The organism is Marinobacter maritimus (assembly GCF_007671675.1).
Classification (GTDB): Bacteria; Pseudomonadota; Gammaproteobacteria; order Pseudomonadales; family Oleiphilaceae; genus Marinobacter; species Marinobacter maritimus.
On record NZ_VCGW01000005.1, the window covers coordinates 234,336 to 254,154 of the forward strand.

Below are 19,819 nucleotides of genomic sequence, written 5' to 3' on the forward strand. Positions count from 1 at the left end.
GGAAATTGAACACTATTCCCGGGCAATACCCCAAATTAACTCCACCTCTAAACGCCAGAAACGCTCTCAACCAGCTTCTCAATATATCGGTCATCCTCTTCCCGGAAGAGGATATTCCAGCTTTCCATAAGCTCGCGTGTCACGGGCTGACCCGCAGCATCCCTCCACTGACTCACCAGTTGGGAGGAGTGGGTTTCCGAGATCAGGAAGGCATGTAGCTCGATTCCGGCGTTCTCAGGTTGCTGCTGGCGCAGGTCTCGCTCGATATCTTTGATGGTCTCATGGAAGCGAACTTTGGGATCGTCCGGTTTGTGATGGCGGAGGCCTTTCGGGTCGACGAACACGACTTTTTGCGACTGGCCTTTCACTAGCCACAAGATGAAGTCCGGGTAAAAGCCGCCGTCGACGAACACACCTACGGCACCTTGCCCGGTTTGGTTCCGCAACAGGTAGACTTCGTAGCCTTCAAACGCACCAGATTTTGTGGCTGCCTGTACATCTCGCACAAAATCAGCCTCACCCTTGTTCAGTGAAACCGGGCTTACATGGAAGTCCAAGCCTTGTGTCGACGCCAGCAGAGGCTGATAGAAGTGTCGTTCGCACCAAATGAATTCCAGCCCTTCTGCAACCTTCTGATTCCAGAAGTCCACATCCCCCTCGGCAATACTTTCGCGGAGATTGGACAGCTGCTTAATCAATGAGTCATGCCGTACTCGGTCCAGCGTGATCGTGTAACTGCCGTCTGGTGCCGCCTCGCTGACACCAGGCAAATACTTCCGGTTCTCAGTAATAGGCCGGTATTCAAGCTTGTCCGCCTCCCACTGCTTTCTGCGGAAGCCATAGAACAGCTCACAGTACTTTCTGAGCAGAGAGATCGCCATGTCATGCCATAGCGTCATTTTCTCCAGCCGACCCAACTCCATGGCCTCATCAGGGGCATAAAGCCGGTACCAATCGTACCGGTTATCAGTCAGGAGTTTTTCAACCACATCCGGCGTGATGGTCAGGTTTGACCAGCGCTTGTCCCGCTTGAACGCCAGCAGCTCGAAATACAGGCGCTGCATATCCAGCAGTGCAATGTGAGTCGGCTTTAGATGCTGAATCTTGGCTCCGGTGTTCTGAACGCCCTTCTTGTCGGTTGCGAACAGTCCAACCTGGGGATAGAAATCCAGGCTGACCCTCGGCGGATTGCAGAAGTAATCGATCTCAGTAGGCTGCAACTCACCTGGAGCCTTCAGTACCACCTGTTCGGCAAGTTCCTGAAATGCGGTACCGGAACCGCCAATGGCCTTATTGGCAATGCTTTCCTTCACCCGAACGACATGAAGATCCTTACGCAGGTCTTTCATCGGCTTCAACGGAAGCACGAATTCTTCGAGACCCTCGTTAACCGGAATCTCCTCGTCTTCCAGCTCTTTCCGGAACTGAGCAATGTAATCGGCCTTCACCCCGAAAATATTCAGTGTCTCCATGACACCGATGTGCTCAGGCCGCTCTATACCGGCCTCTTTCAATCCGGTTGCCAGCTCGGCAGAACGCTTTAGCGTTGTTTTCCAGCCCTTCAGCCTTACACCGCGACCGAACAGCTGAATGATCTGCGCACCCTCATTCTTGCCAACATTCATCAACGTCATGTTGGAAACGCGCCAACTACTCCAGCCCTCGGTGAACTTTTTCGAGCCCAGCAGTAGGTTGACCGGCGAACCGTCGGTATTGATGCCATGGAACAGGCTTTCGCTAAAACGAGAATCCTGAGTGAACAGGTCGTGCTTCTCGCAGAGTTTGACCAGCTTTGTATCATCCCCCACGTTGATGACACCGAACGGGGTGTCTGACGTGCCAGCCCGAAGCGCGATCTCACCAGGGATGCCGGTGATATTTTCGATGTGGAGTCGACCGCCACTACTATTAAATACCCTGTCCAGTAGATCCTGGTACAGCGCATCCCCGCCTTCACCCAGTTCTTTCAGATAATTGAACCGCCCATGCAACAGATCGATACCACCCTTGGCAACCATGCCGCGCTTCAGCAGGTAATCGATCGCGGCGACCGTTTCTTCCTGCTTGTGCAATACCTGGTCGATAAATGCCAGCACCTGAACGGTGTCTGAAGCTTCGCCGCTGGACAGCGTTGCCGTTACCTTAGAGCTTACAAACACCCACAGCGGTTTCTCCAAGTTAAAGGGCTTGAAGCTGGCCTTTTGCTCTTCGAACAACCGTAGTTGCTGGTAGTAACTCAGTAACGAGGCAACCAGATATCGGAATTCATCCTGGGCATTGGGATTCGCCTGCAGGTTCAGAATCTGGGATTGCTTACCATAGCCATCCCCGTAGAAATGTCGGTAGGAGTAATCGAACAGAATAGCCTTGGTATAAGTCTGGCGCAGGTTCTCGTGTTTGGAGCCTGACTGAGCAAACGTAGCGGAGTATTCGAAAGAAAAACCCAACGAACACAATTTTTGCCGGTATTCGTACCAGCTACCACCCCCACTGGCCGTTCCCCGATGGCCCTCATCCACCAACAGCAGGTTGCGGGAGCCGAAGGAGTCGACCGCAACCGTCTTCTTCTTCTCACTATCGCGGAGCTTGTTAATGTCGATGACAATCACATCTTGAGCGAACAGGTCGCCACCACGGGCAGAGAACTCACTGGCCCTGATTCCGGACTTGTCCAGGTCACGCAGGTGTTGCTGGGTAAGCCCCTCGTTGGGGGTCAGTAGAATAATCTTGTTGATATCCCCGGCTTTTCCATACCGCTGCAGGTAGAAGCGATACTGCAGAATGTTCGCGTGCATGATCAGGGTTTTACCGGAGCCCGTCGCGCTCCAATAGGCCACCATGTTGAGCTGCGGCCACAGATCATCCTCCGGGTTCAGTAAATCCAGCGGTTTGTGATTAAAGCCCTGCTCCACAACCCAGTGATCATTCCAACGCTCAATCTGTTCGTTGAGCGCCTCCAGCAACTCATCCGGTTTGGTGAACAGGTAGTCCAGGTAGATCTCGGTGAACAGCAGCATCAAGTACTGGAAATACTTCCATTCAATTGGCTCCTCACCAGAGGTGAGGCGCGCGTTATTGATGGTATCCGTCAGCTGCTTTATCCGGCGGTCGTACTCCAGCAGTTGCTCATCGCTCAGCTTGGCATTTTCGTTGAGATTCTCCCGGATTCTCTGGATCAGCAGGTGCTCCCCCTCGGCATTTCGGCCGCTGGTTTCGCCGATCAACTGGAAACGGTCCCGGAACGCCTCAAGCGTTGGCGCTTCCCGGTTTCCCAAATCAAACTGCCCACTGAGAGAATCGAAGCCGAACAGAGAGAACAACCACTGGTTCAGCACCAGGTGATGGCGGAAGGGCAACGTCTGTTTGCTGCCCTTGGCGGATTTCCGTGCTGCCATGATATTCCCCTCAGTGAACCGCTTCGGTGTCAGCGAACATCAGCCGATGAAACGCTTCCTCAATCAGCTGGATACGCGCCTGCTCCATGGGTTCACCCTTGCGGGAGCGGGGGATACTGATATTGTGGTCGCCGTTTACATACAGCACGTCGATCTCGTCGTCCTGGCTTTCGGTCAGGCGAATAGAGAGCTTCTCGATCAGTACCGCATCCAACACGGCATTGTCCTTCTGGATGCCATCCGCCTCACCATCAATGACCGACGGTAGGTTTCTCCATACCACCAGCACCTGCTGCCCGGCCCGATTCGTGCCGTAGACGGTTCGGAACCACCACTTGCCGGTTTCACTGCGCTTAACCTTCGCCTGCCAGCGGCCGTATTCGCCTTGGTTCAGCTCAGCCTCGAAGTGAATGGGGGCGGCAATATGTTCGACTTCCAAGCCCAACAAATAGTTAAAAGTCTCCAGAAGATCAACGTTCACAGGCTTCGTTTCATCCCCACCATGGGAACGAACGTTTAAACGATATCCTTTAGGATCACTGAATGAATTCACATTCAATAATGATTGAGAGCCTCTAGTTTCAATATCCAACATATAGTTAATTAAATATGACTGCCATGCAGTAGATAATTCTTTATCAGTAGATCCGAACAAGCTAGAAGCTCCACTTGGCGTGGAGAATGCCAAGTTTCCAAGAGTGTCCTCGTAGCTTTCCAATGCCAAGTACTTAAAGAACTGTGGAGTCCCGCTTTCATTATCCACTGGTGCCCCACTCTTCCATGTGGAGCTATAAACAGATTTTTTTATACGAGGAACTAGGACTTTATCAAAATGGTCGCCTTGGTCAACCAACATGTACCGGATATTTGACTCCGCTTCTCTATTTTGATCTATGATGGCATGAGCGGTCGTACCCGATCCAGCAAATAAATCTAGAACAAAGCTGTTATCACTAGTCATATATGGAAGAATCTTTGAGACAAGATCTTTTGGCTTTGGATTTTTAAACACATCCCTTGCATTAAAAAGCTTGTCTAGGTCATTTGACCCTTTTCTGGCATCAAGATTAAAAACACTTCGAAGGGGAAAGCGAACGTCGCGAAGATACACTTTAAGTTCTGGTATTTTTTGTTCTGAATCACCAAAAATAATACGACCTTCGCTCAGAAAACTATTCATCTTATTTTCAGAAAAGCGCCAGCCCCAATATGGCTTAGTGCAAGGCTTTCCAGTCACCGGATGAATAACATCATAGTCATACCCCCTTTTACCAGGGTTCTCCATATTTCTCCGTGCAACAAAAGGACCTTCTTCGTCCACGTTTCTGTAACGATAAAGATCACCGATCTGATTTTTGTTGGACCTCATGAAACTGTGAAAGGTCTCTTCGAGTTGCTCCAAACTTTCTGATTTAGACTTTATACTCTCGAACTCTGACATTATCCATTGCTTAGTTTCGTTGCTCGAGGTACTCCAATGGGATTCGAGATCATCCTTCGATTTTGCATAGGAAACTAGGTATTCATGCTCAGTAGCAATCCGAGTAGGATTATTATCTGTTGCCCCTTTCCATACCAGCGTTCCTACTTTATTACTTTCACCAAAAATATCGGACAAAAGCAAATCAAACCTACTAGCCTCATTTCCGTCAATATTTGACACAAAAACGCCATCATTTGACAAAAATGAAGATGACAACTCAACTCTATCGCCCATCATTGATAACCAACTCGAATGCTGGAAGGTGTCCTTATATAAAAAACCGTCTCCGCCAGTATTGTAAGGTGGATCAATGTAAATAAGCTTCACCTTGTTCGAATACTCCGATTTAAGGAGACGAAGCGCCTGTGAGTTCTCAGCTTTTACAAGGACACCATTTAACTCTTCAGAGATATTATCGAAAGCAGAAATAAATCTTTCTTTAAAGTCAGAGTCGAAGTTTTTTGTATCTACTATCATATTTTTATATTTTGGGTGCTGCGCCACAGCCTCGCCACCCTGTTCATTATAAAAATCTCTAATCTCGGCTACATCAATCGAGTATATTTCCCGCCATTCAGATAACTGTCTTTCGCTACCCAAGATCTCCTTGAGGATTTTAGATTCAGAGCTCAGCTTGCCCAGACTCGCACAATAATTAACGCCGACAACAAATTTTTTCTTTAGCCATAGCCGTCTTTGAAAGTCTTCCAATTGGGTCAGAAATTTAATTATCGTTTGGGCAAGCGACCTAATAACATCAATCTTGCTAAGCAGGGGGCTAATCCTGGCTGTATCTTTTTTCAATGATGCAATATCATCCCAATTCAAAATCTCGTTTTTAACGAAATAATCTAGCTCCCGCGTCAAAAACCCACCAAGATCCTTGTGGATAAAATAATCAAACGTATTCTTCTTGGTGTAGTTATTCAGTTGCCCAGCCAGCATTGAATAATCAGCCTGGTTGCCATCGGCTTTACGGTAAGGCTTTGCCAACGCATTTTTCCAAGGCTCGGGCAAATCAGAGACTGCTCCCAAAAGCCTTTCTTCAGCAATCGCTCGGAGCGCATCTTGTGTCGGCGGTTTCTTCTGGGCTGCAGCTGTCGCCTTCTTCTTCTCGGCTTCTGTCCAGTCGCTTTCCGTTGCAGGCCGAAACACGAACCGACATTGCAGTTCGGTATGCTGGTCACCGTACTCGGTTGCTTCACCTGTGATCAGCTCAAACGGGTTCTCTGCATCCAGCACGAAGACTCGGCGACTATCAGTGGATTCTTTGTTGTTGTCTTTGGCACCGGCTTCCGCATCCACCAGCTTGAAATGAACCCGCATGGGATCTTCGCCAGGGCCAGCATCCGGGTTCAGGCGGAAGCTGTAATCCCGCAAGGTTTCGCTGCTTTTGATGTAATACTGGTCTTTGTTGGCCCAATGCAGCACCACTTCTTCCCCCTGGTAGGGAATCGCGTAAGTGCCGTCTTTATAGACCCGGCGTGACAGGAAGTCGCCCTCGTTGTAGTAACGATTAAAGAAGGTGACCAATGCATCGTAGACTTCGCCCTCTTCCCGAGCCAGATCAAATCCACCCTGCAGTTGCTGTTTAATCTCCTGCACTTTGGGAATCGCGTCCGGGTCCATACCCAGGCCTTTCGCGCTCTTGATGTGCTCTTCCAATTCGGCTTCAAGCTGTGCCTGATCCTGGCTGGCGTATTGGCTAAATGCTTCCTGCGTGATTCTCGGCAGGTCCTGATCAATAAACCGATTAATGTCGTCTTTACGGGCATGCATAATGCGATAGAGCCCGAAATCCAGTTCTGGCTGATTCAGCTGGAACATTTCGCGCAAAAGGTCGGCAAATTTCTGTCGACGTTGCTGGGCCTTGAACTGCTGTGTCGCGTTACTCATGGTATTCCCTGTTTAAAGATCAAACTTGGCAGGTTGGGGTAGATTCAGGCCAATTCGAGGAGGCTTGAAACCCAAGCGTTAAATCTGGGGCACTGATTGCGTACGGCATCCAGTGATTGTTCGAGTATTACCGGGCCGTGGAGCTTTTTGTCGTAGGTGGCAGCCAGGCCTTTAATTCGGCGGGAGGGGCAGGTTTCATAGCCGTCGTTTACATTTTCGGCGCCACCTGCTGTTGTGACGATTTGCCTCAGCTGTTCGGCCAGGCCATTTACGCCAAGCGTATCCTCCGCCTGTTCTGGCGCAGCCAACACCAACGCCTCGAATTCGTATAGCTGCACATATGGCAGCAAGAGATGTTGTTGTCCCGGCTCAAGGAGCTCTTTAATGGCATGCTCAACGGCTTCCACGCCACCCTCTGGGCGTTTATGGAAGCCGTAGTAGTCGTAAAATGTGGTCACGTAATCAAAGGCCGGGATCAACCGTTTCAACTCGTTACCGATGCGATCCAGTGATACCTTGCCACGCATGTCTATCGGGCTGGCAAAGATGCCATGCTGGCTCAAAAAAGGAGCGAGAACTCTGGTAACAAATTCCCGCTCCGTCGCCCCCTCAACACTGACTCCAAGCCTGATCATAGGGGCGTGCCTCCAAGCAGGTTTTTCTCCCACAGGTCGCCCAGGCGATAGTCTTCCAACCAGGACTCAAAGGCTTTCGGCTCAAGCCGCCGGAACTGAGAGTTGTTGTCCCTGTGCTCTACCACAATCACGTTTTCTGGCTGAAACTCGTTGGCCAGGGTTACAGACTGGGTTGAGGCAATAATCTGTGTGCTCTCGCTTGCAGAACGCAGCATGGAACCCAGCAACTGGATCGCGTACGGGTGCAAGCCCAATTCCGGCTCATCCAATAGGATCACCGACGGCAACTTTGGTTGAAGCAGCAGCGTTGCGAGGCAAATAAAGCGAAGAGTCCCATCAGACAACGAATGGGCATCAAAATAAGCATCGTTGCCCTTATGCTTCCAACGGAGCCGGATTTTTCTGTCATTGTGGCGATCGGGCTCCAGGATGAAGTCATGGAAAAACGGTGCCGCGCGCTGAATGGTTGTAACGATTCGCTGGTATGCTTCCGGCTGATGTTCCTGTACGTCAAACAGGAACGCCGCGAGGTTTTCACCTTGCTCTCTCAAGCGTTCGTTGTCCTGAACTTCGCACGGTTGCTTAATAACAGCAGTTTTACTGGTGTCGTGGAAGTGGTAGACCTTCCAATCTTCGATGTACCCAGCAACGTGGCCCGCAATGGTCGCGGTGTTAGGCTTTGGCAAGCCTGATTCTGCTGCCCCAGGGTCGGCCAAATTCTTTTGCTTAAGCCCACCGCCATACCCAATTTTGTTGCCGTCAAAACGACAGGTTTCAGACTGGAATACCAGACGACCATCGTTTGTTGGCATCAGTTCACAAGTGTAGGAATTGGGATCAAATCTCAGATTGGCTGAGAGTACCGGCGTTTGCTTCCGCCCAAAGTGCAAAACGGCATCAGCTCCACCCTGCTCTGCCACATAGAGCTGGAGATCTTTCTGGAGCAGCTTGTTCATGAAGCGGAAGAAGTTGATGAAGTTGGACTTCCCGGCGCCGTTAGGCCCAATCAGGACGTTGAGCCGGCCAAGGGGCAGGTCCATTTCCTTGATTGAACGAAAACCGCTCAGCTTGAGATGGTTCAGATAACCTAGCTTAGGCATGATTAAGCTTTCCCGTCAGATACCTACGTCCAGTACGGACAAATCGACCTGGCCAGCTAGTCTGGCTTGCCGGTAGATCAAAATGGGCGGAATTCTCCCACAAATGCCGGGGTAATCTCTAATTTGTTTTGACCTTGATTCTATTCCAGGCGCCAGCGAATGCGAAACAGATGATGAGAGCTGCTGCTTTGATGCATTTGCCTTTCCAGGGCATCAATCAATGCATCTCGGCGGGCTTCAATTTCATCCTCAACATCAAATATTTCCTGTCGCTGCCTGCGCTGCAACCGACTCAAACGTTGCAGCTCCTCCTCGGCGTGCTTCTGCTGTTCAACGCTCTCAGCCATTCTAGCCTGCCGTTTGGCTTCTTTGATTCGTGCCCGGGTATCCTCTAGCTTTTGTTCTGCGCTCAATAATTGATCATCCGCCCAGGCTTCAAGCTTTGAGCGTTCTCGCTGAAAGTATTGGTTGTTTTCATCCAACAACCGGCTGAGCCGAGCGTCCAGCTGTCGGGTAACGGTTTCAGTCAAAAGACTATCGGGCTGAACCTCAGGGCCATCCGAGTTGCTGGATAAGGCCTCACCTTGCAACCGGAAGATGAGCTCGCACTGCTCTTCATCCAGCAATGTTCCACCATCGGTGATTGAGGTAAAGACCAGATGCTCTTCCTGCTGAAAACTTTGCAACTCCAGGAGATTAAGCTCTAGCCACCCAGATTTTTCCGGCAGGTTCTGGAGGGCGGAAAGCTTCGCTTCGTGCCCGGAAAGGTTGAACACCATTTCGGTAACCGGCGTTTCCAGTCTGCGCCCGGTGTCCAAAACATACTCACCTAGCGGGTGGCTCAAGCGGTAGAGGTGAGCATGCTCTGATGGCTTCTCGCCTTTGCGAATCAATTCATAAGCTCCTGAGGGCACCTTGGCCAAGGGGCTTTCTTTCAGATCAAAGGCAAGACGCTTTTCGTCGAAAGTGGCGAACCGAGCCAGTTGATGACGGGTCAGTTGCCAAAATAAACGACTTACCCGATCCAGCTGTTGCTCAGCACGCTCACGCTGGATTTTGAGCAGGTCGTGGATTTGCGCATCAAAATGCTCCAGGAGCTTTTCCTGGGTCTCCTGCATTCTCAGATTGATGTTTTCTTCCAGTTCTTTCTGAAGCTCATTAAAGGCCCGCTCTATCTCTGACTGAGAGCGGCACGTGTCGTAAATGGCCGCTATGCGCTTCTCGAAGTCGACACCGGACTCGATTCGGCCTAGCACTTCATCTGACGCGCCAAACAGGCCATCGAACAAATGAAACTTCTCGCTGAGCAGCTCAAGAACCCGCCGATCAGCTTCATTCTTCTGGTTGAGAAAGTTGATGACAACCACATCGAACTTTTGACCATAGCGGTGGCAGCGGCCAATACGTTGCTCTACACGCTGAGGGTTCCAAGGCAAATCGTAATTCACCACCAGACTGCAGAACTGCAGGTTTACGCCCTCTGCCGCCGCCTCGGTCGCGATGAGTATTTCTGCGTCATCCCGGAAGTGATCAATAATCGCCGTTCGGCGATCAACCGCTGGACTTCCGGTGATTTGATCAGAGCCTTCATTCCGGGCTAACCAACGCTTATAAATTGCCTGCGTCGTCGCTGAGTTATTGGTCCCGCTAAACGTTGCGACCTTGCCAAGGTAGCCATGGCGCCCCAGGAATTGCAGCAAGTATTCCTGGGTACGCCGGCTTTCCGTAAAGATCACGGCTTTACGTTCAGCGCCCATTTCGGTCATGTGGCTGAAGCCTTGCTCAAGGGCATTCAGCAAGGCCCCTGATTTAGCGTCTTCCGTAATCTTGTGAGCCAGATCTAAATACTGTTCCAGCTCCGCAATTTCGCCACGGAGACGATCCAGCTGTATGGGCTCACGCTGTTCTTCAACATCAGCCTCGTATACGCCCTCCTCTACGGCCGCTTCATCAAGGAAGTCGTCTTCGACATCTTCACTGCCAATCAATTTTTCCAGCCAGTTGTCTTCATCTTCCTGCGCTTGCTCCAGCCGTTTCAGCCGGTCAATCATTGTCTCTAGCGTGTTGATAATAGCGCTGGTGGAAGAGGCAAGGAGCTTCCGGACTACCAAAGTAACCAGGTGGCGCTGTTGCAGCGGAACGCCATAACTGTTTTCCCGCTGAAGATAGGCCGAAACAAGATGATAGAGCCGCAGCTCATCTTCCGACGGGGCAAAAGGTATGGTGATCGCGCGCCGTTGCGTATACCGAATGTATTCCAGAACCTGTTTGCGCAATGTCCGCTTGGTGAATTCTTGAAGTCGGTCTTTCAGCCCCTCCAGATCTTCTCCACCACGGAGATACTGACGCCGGAAGCTGAGCGCATCACCGAATAACTGGCTGTCGATGACCGTTGATAGGCCGTACAGCTCCATGAGTGAGTTTTGCAGGGGCGTGGCGGTCAGCAGCAACTTGTTGCAGGCACCAAACGCTTCCTTGATGGCCTGGCCGGTGCGGTGGCTTTCCCGGTGGGCGTTACGGAGTTTGTGGGCCTCGTCGAATACAACCAGATCCCACGGAGTAAGCCGTAATTTATCCGACATTTTGGCGGCAAAGTTATAGGACATAACGTTGACGCCAGGTTGGTCGAACGGATCTGCGATCCCTTGCTTCCGCAATTCCTTGTAGGTGCGCGCATCTAGCACCTGCGATGGCAGATGAAACTTTTCTGCCAGTTCGTTCGCCCATTGCTTACGCAGCGCCGCCGGGCATACCACGATCAACCGCCGTCTACGTTCTGCCCAGTACTGAGCCAGCACCAGGGCTGCCTCGATGGTTTTACCCAGACCCACCTCATCCGCCAGAATCACGCCTTTAACCAGCGGGTTCTGCAGAGCGAACAACGCTGCGTCAATCTGGTGGGGGTTGAGATCTACCGAAGCATCGAACAAGGACTGAGTGAGGCGACCAACATCACCACCACGGCGCTGCCTGGTGAGCTCGTAGGCGAAATACTTGGCGTGGTAGTCCGTTATGGTCATGAGTTACTTCCTTTTTTGGAGGCGCAAGCAGTTTCAACTGTAGCCTGCTAACGGCAAGAATCAATAGTACCCGTCGCTTACCCAGAATCACTGTTGCTGTATGCTCGCTACCAAACCTTTATAGCGTCCTTCATCCAAAGCTTGAATGAGTTTCATTAGAAAAGTGTTGGTCTTCAGATTCGTATTTAGACAGGGTTATGCAAGCAGTAGGGGCGTGATACCATTTTTTGCCCTAATCAGGAAGTTCTTTCTTCTCTCAGGTAACCGCCATGGACGACGCAGTAATCACTCATTCAGATGTATACCAGAGTTGGAAAAACCACCTCTTTAATTTCGGCCAAGACGACCCTGAGACCAAGACGCCTGGCCTGAGAAAGCCACAACTGGCTGCTCTTTACGCTACCCTTGGCCATCTGGTGGTCGACCCAACCACTAGGGCTACCGTAGTCATGCCCACGGGCACGGGCAAAACCGACACAATGCTCGCACTGCTAATCGCTGCGAGAATGAATCGGACACTGATTCTTGTACCTTCGGACGCCCTCAGAACTCAATTGGTGAACAAATGCGCTGAACTGAAGACACTTCGTAATGTAGGGGCGGTATCAGATAGAGCTCTCAATCCTATCGTTACTGCCATCGACTCGAAGATGTCAGAGGCACAAGTTGCTGAATTGGCTGCCTCTAATATCATTGTGGCCACTCCGCAAGCCCTGCAGCTGTTCGACGAAGCCGCCTTGAGCGCGCTGGTGAAAACATGCAGCCACCTGATGATCGATGAGGCACACCACGTCGCGGCAACTAGTTGGAACCGGATCAGAACTGCCTTCGGGGGCAAACCTTGTATTCAGTTCACAGCGACGCCATTCCGGGAAGATGGTCTGGCTCTGGCTGGAAAGATCATCTACAACTACCCTCTTCGGGATGCGCAGCTCGATGGCTATTTCAAAGGCATCGAGTTTCATCCGGTACGAGAGTACAACCTTAAATTGTCCGACCAGGCCATTGCGGACAAGGCGGTTGAGTTACTCAGGGGTGATCTCGACGCGGGGTATAACCACTTGATGATCGTACGGTCCAAGTCGCAAAAGCGTGCGAAAGACCTGTTCGAGATTTACAAACAGCACGCCGACCTGACCCCAGTTTTAATCCATAGCAAGGTGCCGAACCAAGCCAAGGTTCTGGCGAATATCGTCAAGAAAAAGCACCGGATCATCGTTTGTGTCGACATGCTAGGAGAGGGCTTCGATCTGCCTGAGCTGAAAATCGCCGCCATTCATGATCAACACCAAAGTCCTGCAGTGACCCTCCAATTCATTGGCCGGCTGACGAGAGTCGATGCCGCCCTTGGTGATGCCAAGTTCGTGGCGAACATCGCTAACCAAAAGACCGATCATCAGATGGCAGACCTCTACAAGGAGAGTGCTGACTGGGGGGCTGTCATTCGCAACGTGAGTGAGCAAAAAGTCGGCCGGGAAATAATGAAAGAGGACTTTAATGAGCAATTCACTGATCGGGACGATGCCCAAGTGATTTTTGGGCTGAACCCGAACCCTAAAATCAGCGCCGTGGCGTATCACCTCTCCCCCGGAGACTGGACGCCACATCGAGCGCAGAGTCTGGATGGGCGTAGAGAAACGCTGAAGTATATCTCGATCAATGATCAGGCCGACACAGTTATTGCCGTGACTCGGCGAGAGGCACTGGTTGGATGGGCTCAGACCGAAGAAATAGTCGATACTAACTGGAATTTGTACATCGCATTTTATAACAAGGCACAGAAAACCTTGTTTATTCACACCTCAGGTGACGACACCCAAGCAACTCGCTTTCTCAACCTAGTGGCCAAAGACTCTCGTCGCATCAACGGTGAGCCGACCTTCCGTACGCTACAAGACATCAAGCTGATGAAGCTGCAAAACGTTGGCTTGTCCCGCGCTCGAAAAGACCTGCGGTTCACGATGCATGTGGGGCGCGATATCAACCAGGTGATCAGCGACATTGAAAAGGGCAACGCGACAAAATCCAACATCTTCGCCACCGGTTTTGATGGTGGAGAACGAACCACAGTGGGCTGCTCGCACAAAGGCAAGATCTGGGAGATGAACTCCTCTCCGATCAACTACTGGGTCGAGTGGTGTAAGCGCATGTCGGTCAAACTCAACGACAACACCATCGACCCTGGTGACGTGCTCAAAAATGTCATGCGTGTTGACCAAATCAAGGACCGATGGCCAGAAGGCCTATTCTACGCCGATTGGCCTGAGTCAATCGCGATCGAAAACGAGCAAAGGATCTCGCTGTATTTTCGGGGAGAGACTTTCAACCTTCTTGACGTCGAGCTTGGTAAGCCTGAGTACAGTGGCCCACAGACACTAGAGATCCCCGTCTTGGTCGCGGTCAACGATGAAGAGGAGCGTCGCCTCACTACTATCACCATTAATTTGTTGAAGGACGGGTACAAGACCTCCTGCCCTGATTTACAGATCCTTTACCCACACGAAATGCCACTGGACTCATACTTGGACGCAGAGCCGCTTGTGTTGCTCAAGGTCGACGGTTCCATGGTGCAGGGCAACTACCGTCACTACTCGCTCAACAGCGTGGATGTCAAATTACCGGCCGGCTTGCTCGAACCATGGAATTGGGGGACAACCAAAATCCATCAAGAGTCCATGCGTGCGGAGCAACGTACGGACTCAGTACAAGGCTTCACATTCACCAAGATCGCTGACGAATATTCGATCGTCTTCAACGATGACGGTAAAGGCGAAATCGCTGACCTGGTGGCAATCCGGGAAAGCAAGGATGTGATCTACGTAGACCTCTACCACTGCAAATTCTGCCCAATGAAGGATGGTGTAGCCGCGCCCGGTGCGCGAGTCGCCGACGTCTATGAGGTATGCGGTCAGGCATCCAGATCGGTGAAATGGCTGTACACCGGCGAGAAGTTCTTCAATAGGTTGATGGAGCGCTACCAGCAATCACTGCTCAAGGACTTCGACAGAATCCTAAAAGGCACCCCCCAACAGCTGGAGATTCTGCGCAACAAATGCTATGACCACGAGCTAATCTTCAAATTTATTATCGTGCAACCCGCAATATCAGCGCAGAAGGTATCGAAGGAGCAGCTTGCCGTCTTGGGAACAAGCTACTCATACATCAAGAGCATCACAGGATCGGACATCAAGGTCATTGTTAGCCCGTAATCTACTGTAATCACGCGGTAATTCGCACCTCCGGTACCTACTTCGCTTATGCCGCCACAGTTTGTTGGTGGTTTTCTGTTCGGCGCCAACAATTCTTGTAACCACCGCTTTCACCTCTGACCTTTATCCATGACTTGGCAAATAAACTCTCGTCAATCCAAACAAAAAAAAAGAAAGCGAGTGGCCAATAAGGGCCACTCTTTTCCATGAGCTCTATCCGGTAACGGACTTGTTAATCACTAGGTTTTTTCTAAGCTCTGAAACTACAGCTGGGCTTTGAGCAGAGGCTTCGTCTGGAATAGGTGGATAAAATTCTTCCACAACTTCAGTCATCTCGTCCTCATCATACTCAAACAACGCATTCCCAAACCCCTTGGCAGCCGCCGCATCCAGCGCGGCTTGGTCAATGCCCTCCTCTGCCACCTTATTGGCTGTTTCTTTTGCCTCCGCTACCGCTTCCTGCAATGACAACCCTTCCTTGATCACCAAATCCACATAGAAAATGGGCGTCCGTCGGCTCTGCGTCGTGCTTTTGCCCCGTAGCTTCAGTTCCAGCGGCATGTAGGCCAGCAAACCGCCAGACACCGCCTGGTAATAGCTCAGTCGGGCCGCAAGTGTCCGGATGCTGTTGTAACCCGTCGTGCGGAAGATGAAGGTGCCGAGATCATTGTCGTCACCGATCTTCACGTTCAGACGGCCGTAGGGCTTGCACAGGCCACCTTTGCCGAACTCGCACAGCGTTGGCCCAGGGCACGGTAATGACTGGACACCGGATTGCGTCAGGCGCTTGCAGGCATCGCCGTTCCCGACACACATGGGCCGACCACTTTTGCGGTCGAACATGGTGTATTCAGCGCGCAGGTTGAGGTCTGCCTCGTTGAACAGCATGCGTACCGGAATGGTTCGCAGCTTGTTGTTGGGTGCGTCCTTTCTCAGCTCCTCATCCAGCGGGTGCAGTACCCAGCCATCCTTTTCCTGGATCTGGGAGGTGATGGTGAATTGATTGTCTTTCTGTGGCAGCCGAATGCCGTTCTTCTCAACAACCCGACCAATACTGATGCGCCCCAACACGGGAGGCGTGATGGCTAACCCTTTAATCATGATGATTCTCCTGAAAAAAGGCCACGGGGCACTCGTTACACCCGCGTGGCCAAGGGGACATTAGGCATGGATCAGAAACCGGCGACTGCCCGGCTTGGTGAGGGGATACTGCTCCAGCAATTCCGGCTGGTCTTTCAGTAGTTGTTTGGCGTTGAGCCCCACGGAATCCCTGCTCCGTTTCCAGCTCACGCTGCCACCCGGGAACGTGGCCTTGGAGGCCTCGCCCATGTGGCTTTGAATGCGCTGCTTCAGGTGAGATTCCGTGGACTTGAGAGTTTCCATTTCAGAGCGAATCGCCAGCAGTTCGCTGAAGGCATCGGACAGTTCCTTGCTCTCGCTGAAATCCAGGGTCTCGCCCTGGTCCTCGGGGTAGAGATGGCGCAGCGCACGTTCTGCCGACGCCGTGCCATCCACCGGGGGTGGCGTATCCGCTTCCACGTAATCCCAGAACTGGCGTTCCAGTGTGATCAACGCTTCGATTAGCTCTTCGTTTCGCTCGATTCGGAAGATCTTGAGTGACTGGCCGCACAGCAACACACAGACATCCGCAGCCTGCTTGCCCGTGACTGCCAGCTGGTGCTGAACTTGGCACTGGATGTAGTCGGGCACACCGCCTTTCCAGAGACGTGCCCCAAACTCACCAGCGGTTTTGCATTCCAGAACTTGCACTTCGTCATCAGCCACCACGGAATAATCCAGGTTGGCCAACATCCAGTGCTTGTCTGGATCAGGATGCTGCAGTACCGCATTCACTCGCCGGACCTTGCGGCCTGTTTGTCGGCTGTACTGCTCAGCCACAATGGGTTCCAGGATATGCCCCCAGTAAACCGGTGATTCCGGATCATCCGAGTCCGGCTTTGGCATACCGGCATCTCGACCGGTTTTGACCATCCAGAGCTCCAGTTGAGACTGGTATGGGTTCATGCCCACCGCTGCCGCAGCATCACTGCTGCCAATGCCTTGTTTACGGACCTTCAGCCATTCGTCACGGCTGAGGCCTTTGGTTGAAACCAGCCGCAGTGCTGGCCGTTGCTTCTGAATGACGTTTGCGCTCATGCCCATGGTGTTTTCCTCCAGACATAAAAAAAGCCCACCAGAGCACGAGGCTCCGGTGGGCTTTATGGCGGTTTTAGGGTTTTGAGATAGAAGTCAGGCCACAAGTGACATGGCCTGCTCGAGTGCGCGGTTTTTGATGGAAGCGCCATTACCGAACCAGGCGGAATCCAGCCGATGGTCAACGGTTTTGGCGCGGCGTTGATGGTCAATGAACTCGGTAACTGCGTTCAGCAATCCATAGGCAGTGCCGTCCGACGATGCCAATGTGGCGCCCATGCCCTCCCCTTCATACAAGGACAGGGCCTTGGCCATGGACCGTTCGTTGGTTTTGCCAACGCCGGTACTGGAGTCGTCCGTGAACACCTTCAGAAAGTAATTCCTGGCCTCAGTGGTTTTCACCTTCCGCTCGCTCAGGGTTTTCAGGCGATACATGAAATTGTCCCACGCACTGACTGAAATGCCGAGTTGCTTCTTCACCAGGTCCGCATCGAACGCCGTGTTGTGCTTCACCTTCACGGCATTGGCTGTGGAATCCTTCAAGGCCACAGCCAGGGTGTTGTTACACACCACCCGAATACTGGTGAATTGAGCCGTCGTGGCCATAGTGCCATCACAGGCCGTGGCCAACAGTATGTAGGCGTTGGTTTGATCATTGCCCTTCAGCACACCGGATTGGCCGGTGCGAGCCAGCGCCCACATTTTCCGGCCGCCTTTCAGCACACCGGCTGTTTCCAGCTCAAAGCCGGAAACTTCGGTCAGATCCCGATAGAACTCCAGGATCTCTTCGGGCTGAACCACCTTGAAGCGGTTGCCGACGACCGACAGCGGCGCTTTGGTATCTGAGCGATACAGCACCTTGGAATCCGGGTAGGACAAGATCTCACCCAGCGGGCTTCCGGCATTAGTCACGTAGCGAACGGGGCTTTCCTGGATCTGCCAGTCGAGGCCAGCCTGCCTGGCCCAAACTTCTAGTGGTTGGTTGGAGGTGAGTTCATTCCCCAGACCATGCCAAGGGGTTTTGCCAACGTAGGCCATTTGCTCGATCAGATGAGCCATGGGGTTACTCCTTAGGGAATTTTGAGGTGGGGTTATCGGTGGTCTCGTCTTCCGGGTCAGGTTCGATGCTGAACGAATGACCACACTCCAGGCAGCGGTAATTATCAAGCACGACTTCATCGAGCACATCGCCCAGGATGATGCCAGCGGAGACACCGGTGACACCGCCCAGCAAACCGCCGATCACCGCACCACCGATACCACTCACCGGGCCAGCCATCGCTCCAACGACAGCACCTGTTCGAGCACCTGCAATTGCGGAGGCGTAGCCGCCATACACGCCAGCGGCAGCACCGACCACGCCAGCCGCCTTTTTTCCGTAGTTGTTCCTGCCAATCCGGGTGGACAGGCATCTGGGGCATTGTTCGGACATTGGAATTACCTCTGTGAATTGGGAGGGAAGGCACCGTTGGTGCCTTGGTTCACAGAGGTGATATAGGTTTGAGATTAGTTCGAATAACGATGCCTGGCAGGGCCGCACCGAGGCGGATGAACTGATGATCCTGAACCTGGGACACCACTCCAGACCGCGCCCATTGTATTGCCCTGGTGGCCACATTGGTCGCAAAGCGAACATTCAGGAAGGTTCATGAGTTTTGGTCCAAGTGGTTTTTTCGAGTCTTCGGGCATTTGGAATGGAACTTTCTGGTGCTATCCAAAATGCCCGAAGACTTGACCATTGAATTACCTCTTTAATTTAACGCATTGATAGTACGCACCGGTATCAGGGCTTCGTATCCGGCCGAGGCACTATATAGATCACGGATCACCCCAGCTCGACGGAGTTTGACCCCAGTAAGCTGTCTTGCGCTATTTATTGCGTCCTCCAGTCTGCCAGTGCCACTGGCCAGCTCGTTCAGACTGGCTTCCCAGTGCGCGCGCTGGTTTGGCAAGTGTCGCTCGTTGAGGATGTTCAGGCGACCATGGCCGGCCTCAACGCTTGCCCTCAGTTTAGCGATCGAAGCCCGCCATTCCCGCTGAGCCTGAGTGGCCAGCCATCGTTTTTGTGAGGCTTCGGCAGTCGCCTTTCGAACGGCGCTGTGCTGGCGCTGCCCACTAAATGGAATCCGAACGCCAATGCCGACGACCCAACGTTTTCTCTCGTCAGCCCACAGGCTGTTATAGCCGGCATTAGCTGTGAACGTAGGTCTACGATCGACTTCGGCAACATCCAGCCGCGCGCGCGCCTCGGCTTCCCTTGCCTCGGCTGCCCGAATCAGCGGATGATCTGGTTCCAACTGTCCATCGGCGAACAGAAGCGTTTCAGATGCCTCCGTCAGTTGCAAACTGGCCCCCGTCGGACGACGCCCAAGCAGAGGAATCAGGTCGCTGGCTAGCCCGGCCTTTTCCGCTTGCAGCTCTACTAGTCTGGCATCTAGAGTGTCCAACTCCGTTTTGACCCTGAGCATTTCACTTTGCGAGCCGATGCCATAGTCAAGCCTCTGTTCCGTTACGGTGGCCAGTTGCTCTACCAAAGCGCGTGTCTCATGATGGAGATTGATCGCTTCATTGGTATACCACCAATATGCATACGCCTCCTTAACGCGAGCTGTCAGCTGCCTTATTAGCCACTGAGTCTCCTGCTGGACGGCAAGCATTCCGGCCTCCGCTGCCTTGCGAGACGCCGACAGATGATCCGGCCAGGGCAGCTGCTGGCTTACCTCAAAGCGATGCCCAACTGTATTAGGTCCCTCTAGAGTTTCAGGCGCAATGCCATACTTGATGACCGGGTCGGCCCAAGTATCTGTGTAGTGGCATAGTGACTTTGGCCACCTGATTTTGAGTGTATGATCACTCACATAATGAATCAGGTGAAGACGATGACGAAAAAGAGATCCTTCAGCCCGGAATTCCGTTTGGAGGCTGCC

11 protein-coding genes are annotated in these 19,819 nt (G+C 52.3%); 1 reads left to right on the forward strand and 10 read right to left on the reverse strand.

Annotation, left to right across the window (positions count from 1 at the left end; genetic code table 11):
• Positions 1–47: 47 nt before the first annotated feature.
• From FFI90_RS17580 to FFI90_RS17600, 5 genes are all read right to left on the reverse strand, one after another.
• On the reverse strand, positions 48–3,395 hold the full coding sequence (locus FFI90_RS17580; protein WP_144779932.1) for a DEAD/DEAH box helicase family protein: 3,348 nt from the start codon (positions 3,393–3,395) through the stop codon (positions 48–50).
• A 10-nt stretch (positions 3,396–3,405) separates the two neighbouring features.
• Entirely contained in the window at positions 3,406–6,774 is a 3,369-nt protein-coding gene (locus FFI90_RS17585) for a site-specific DNA-methyltransferase (RefSeq protein WP_144779934.1), read from the reverse strand.
• Positions 6,775–6,818: 44 nt separating this feature from the next.
• Positions 6,819–7,409: a DUF4276 family protein gene (locus FFI90_RS17590; RefSeq protein ID WP_133006095.1), complete on the reverse strand. Its 591-nt coding sequence runs from the start codon at positions 7,407–7,409 to the stop codon at positions 6,819–6,821.
• Entirely contained in the window at positions 7,406–8,509 is a 1,104-nt protein-coding gene (locus tag FFI90_RS17595) for an AAA family ATPase (protein WP_144779936.1), read from the reverse strand. Before FFI90_RS17595 ends, FFI90_RS17590 begins: the two co-directional genes overlap by 4 nt.
• A gap of 140 nt (positions 8,510–8,649) precedes the next feature.
• A complete protein-coding gene (locus FFI90_RS17600; protein WP_144779938.1) occupies positions 8,650–11,529 on the reverse strand; it encodes an SNF2-related protein in 2,880 nt (959 codons plus the stop codon).
• 269 nt (positions 11,530–11,798) lie between these two features.
• Here FFI90_RS17600 and FFI90_RS17605 point away from each other — a divergent pair, with 269 nt between their 5' ends.
• On the forward strand, positions 11,799–14,738 hold the full coding sequence (locus FFI90_RS17605) for a DEAD/DEAH box helicase (protein WP_144779940.1): 2,940 nt from the start codon (positions 11,799–11,801) through the stop codon (positions 14,736–14,738).
• A 213-nt stretch (positions 14,739–14,951) separates the two neighbouring features.
• On the opposite strand, the gene FFI90_RS17610 is transcribed toward FFI90_RS17605, so the two are convergent.
• From FFI90_RS17610 to FFI90_RS17630, 5 genes are all read right to left on the reverse strand, one after another.
• Positions 14,952–15,839, reverse strand: a complete 888-nt coding sequence (locus tag FFI90_RS17610) for a recombination directionality factor (RefSeq protein WP_133006099.1) — start codon at positions 15,837–15,839, stop codon at positions 14,952–14,954.
• A 60-nt stretch (positions 15,840–15,899) separates the two neighbouring features.
• A complete protein-coding gene (locus FFI90_RS17615) occupies positions 15,900–16,901 on the reverse strand; it encodes a YqaJ viral recombinase family nuclease (RefSeq protein WP_144779942.1) in 1,002 nt (333 codons plus the stop codon).
• Positions 16,902–16,988: 87 nt separating this feature from the next.
• Positions 16,989–17,951 (reverse strand): DUF932 domain-containing protein, encoded by a 963-nt coding sequence (locus tag FFI90_RS17620; RefSeq protein WP_144779944.1) that lies wholly within the window; start codon positions 17,949–17,951, stop codon positions 16,989–16,991.
• Between the two features lie 4 nt (positions 17,952–17,955).
• Positions 17,956–18,324 carry a hypothetical protein gene (locus FFI90_RS17625; RefSeq protein WP_094625228.1) on the reverse strand — a complete coding sequence of 123 codons (369 nt, stop codon included), beginning with the start codon at positions 18,322–18,324 and terminating at the stop codon, positions 17,956–17,958.
• Between the two features lie 319 nt (positions 18,325–18,643).
• On the reverse strand, positions 18,644–19,819 hold a 1,176-nt coding region (locus tag FFI90_RS17630; protein WP_246123654.1), incomplete at its 5' end, for a TolC family protein.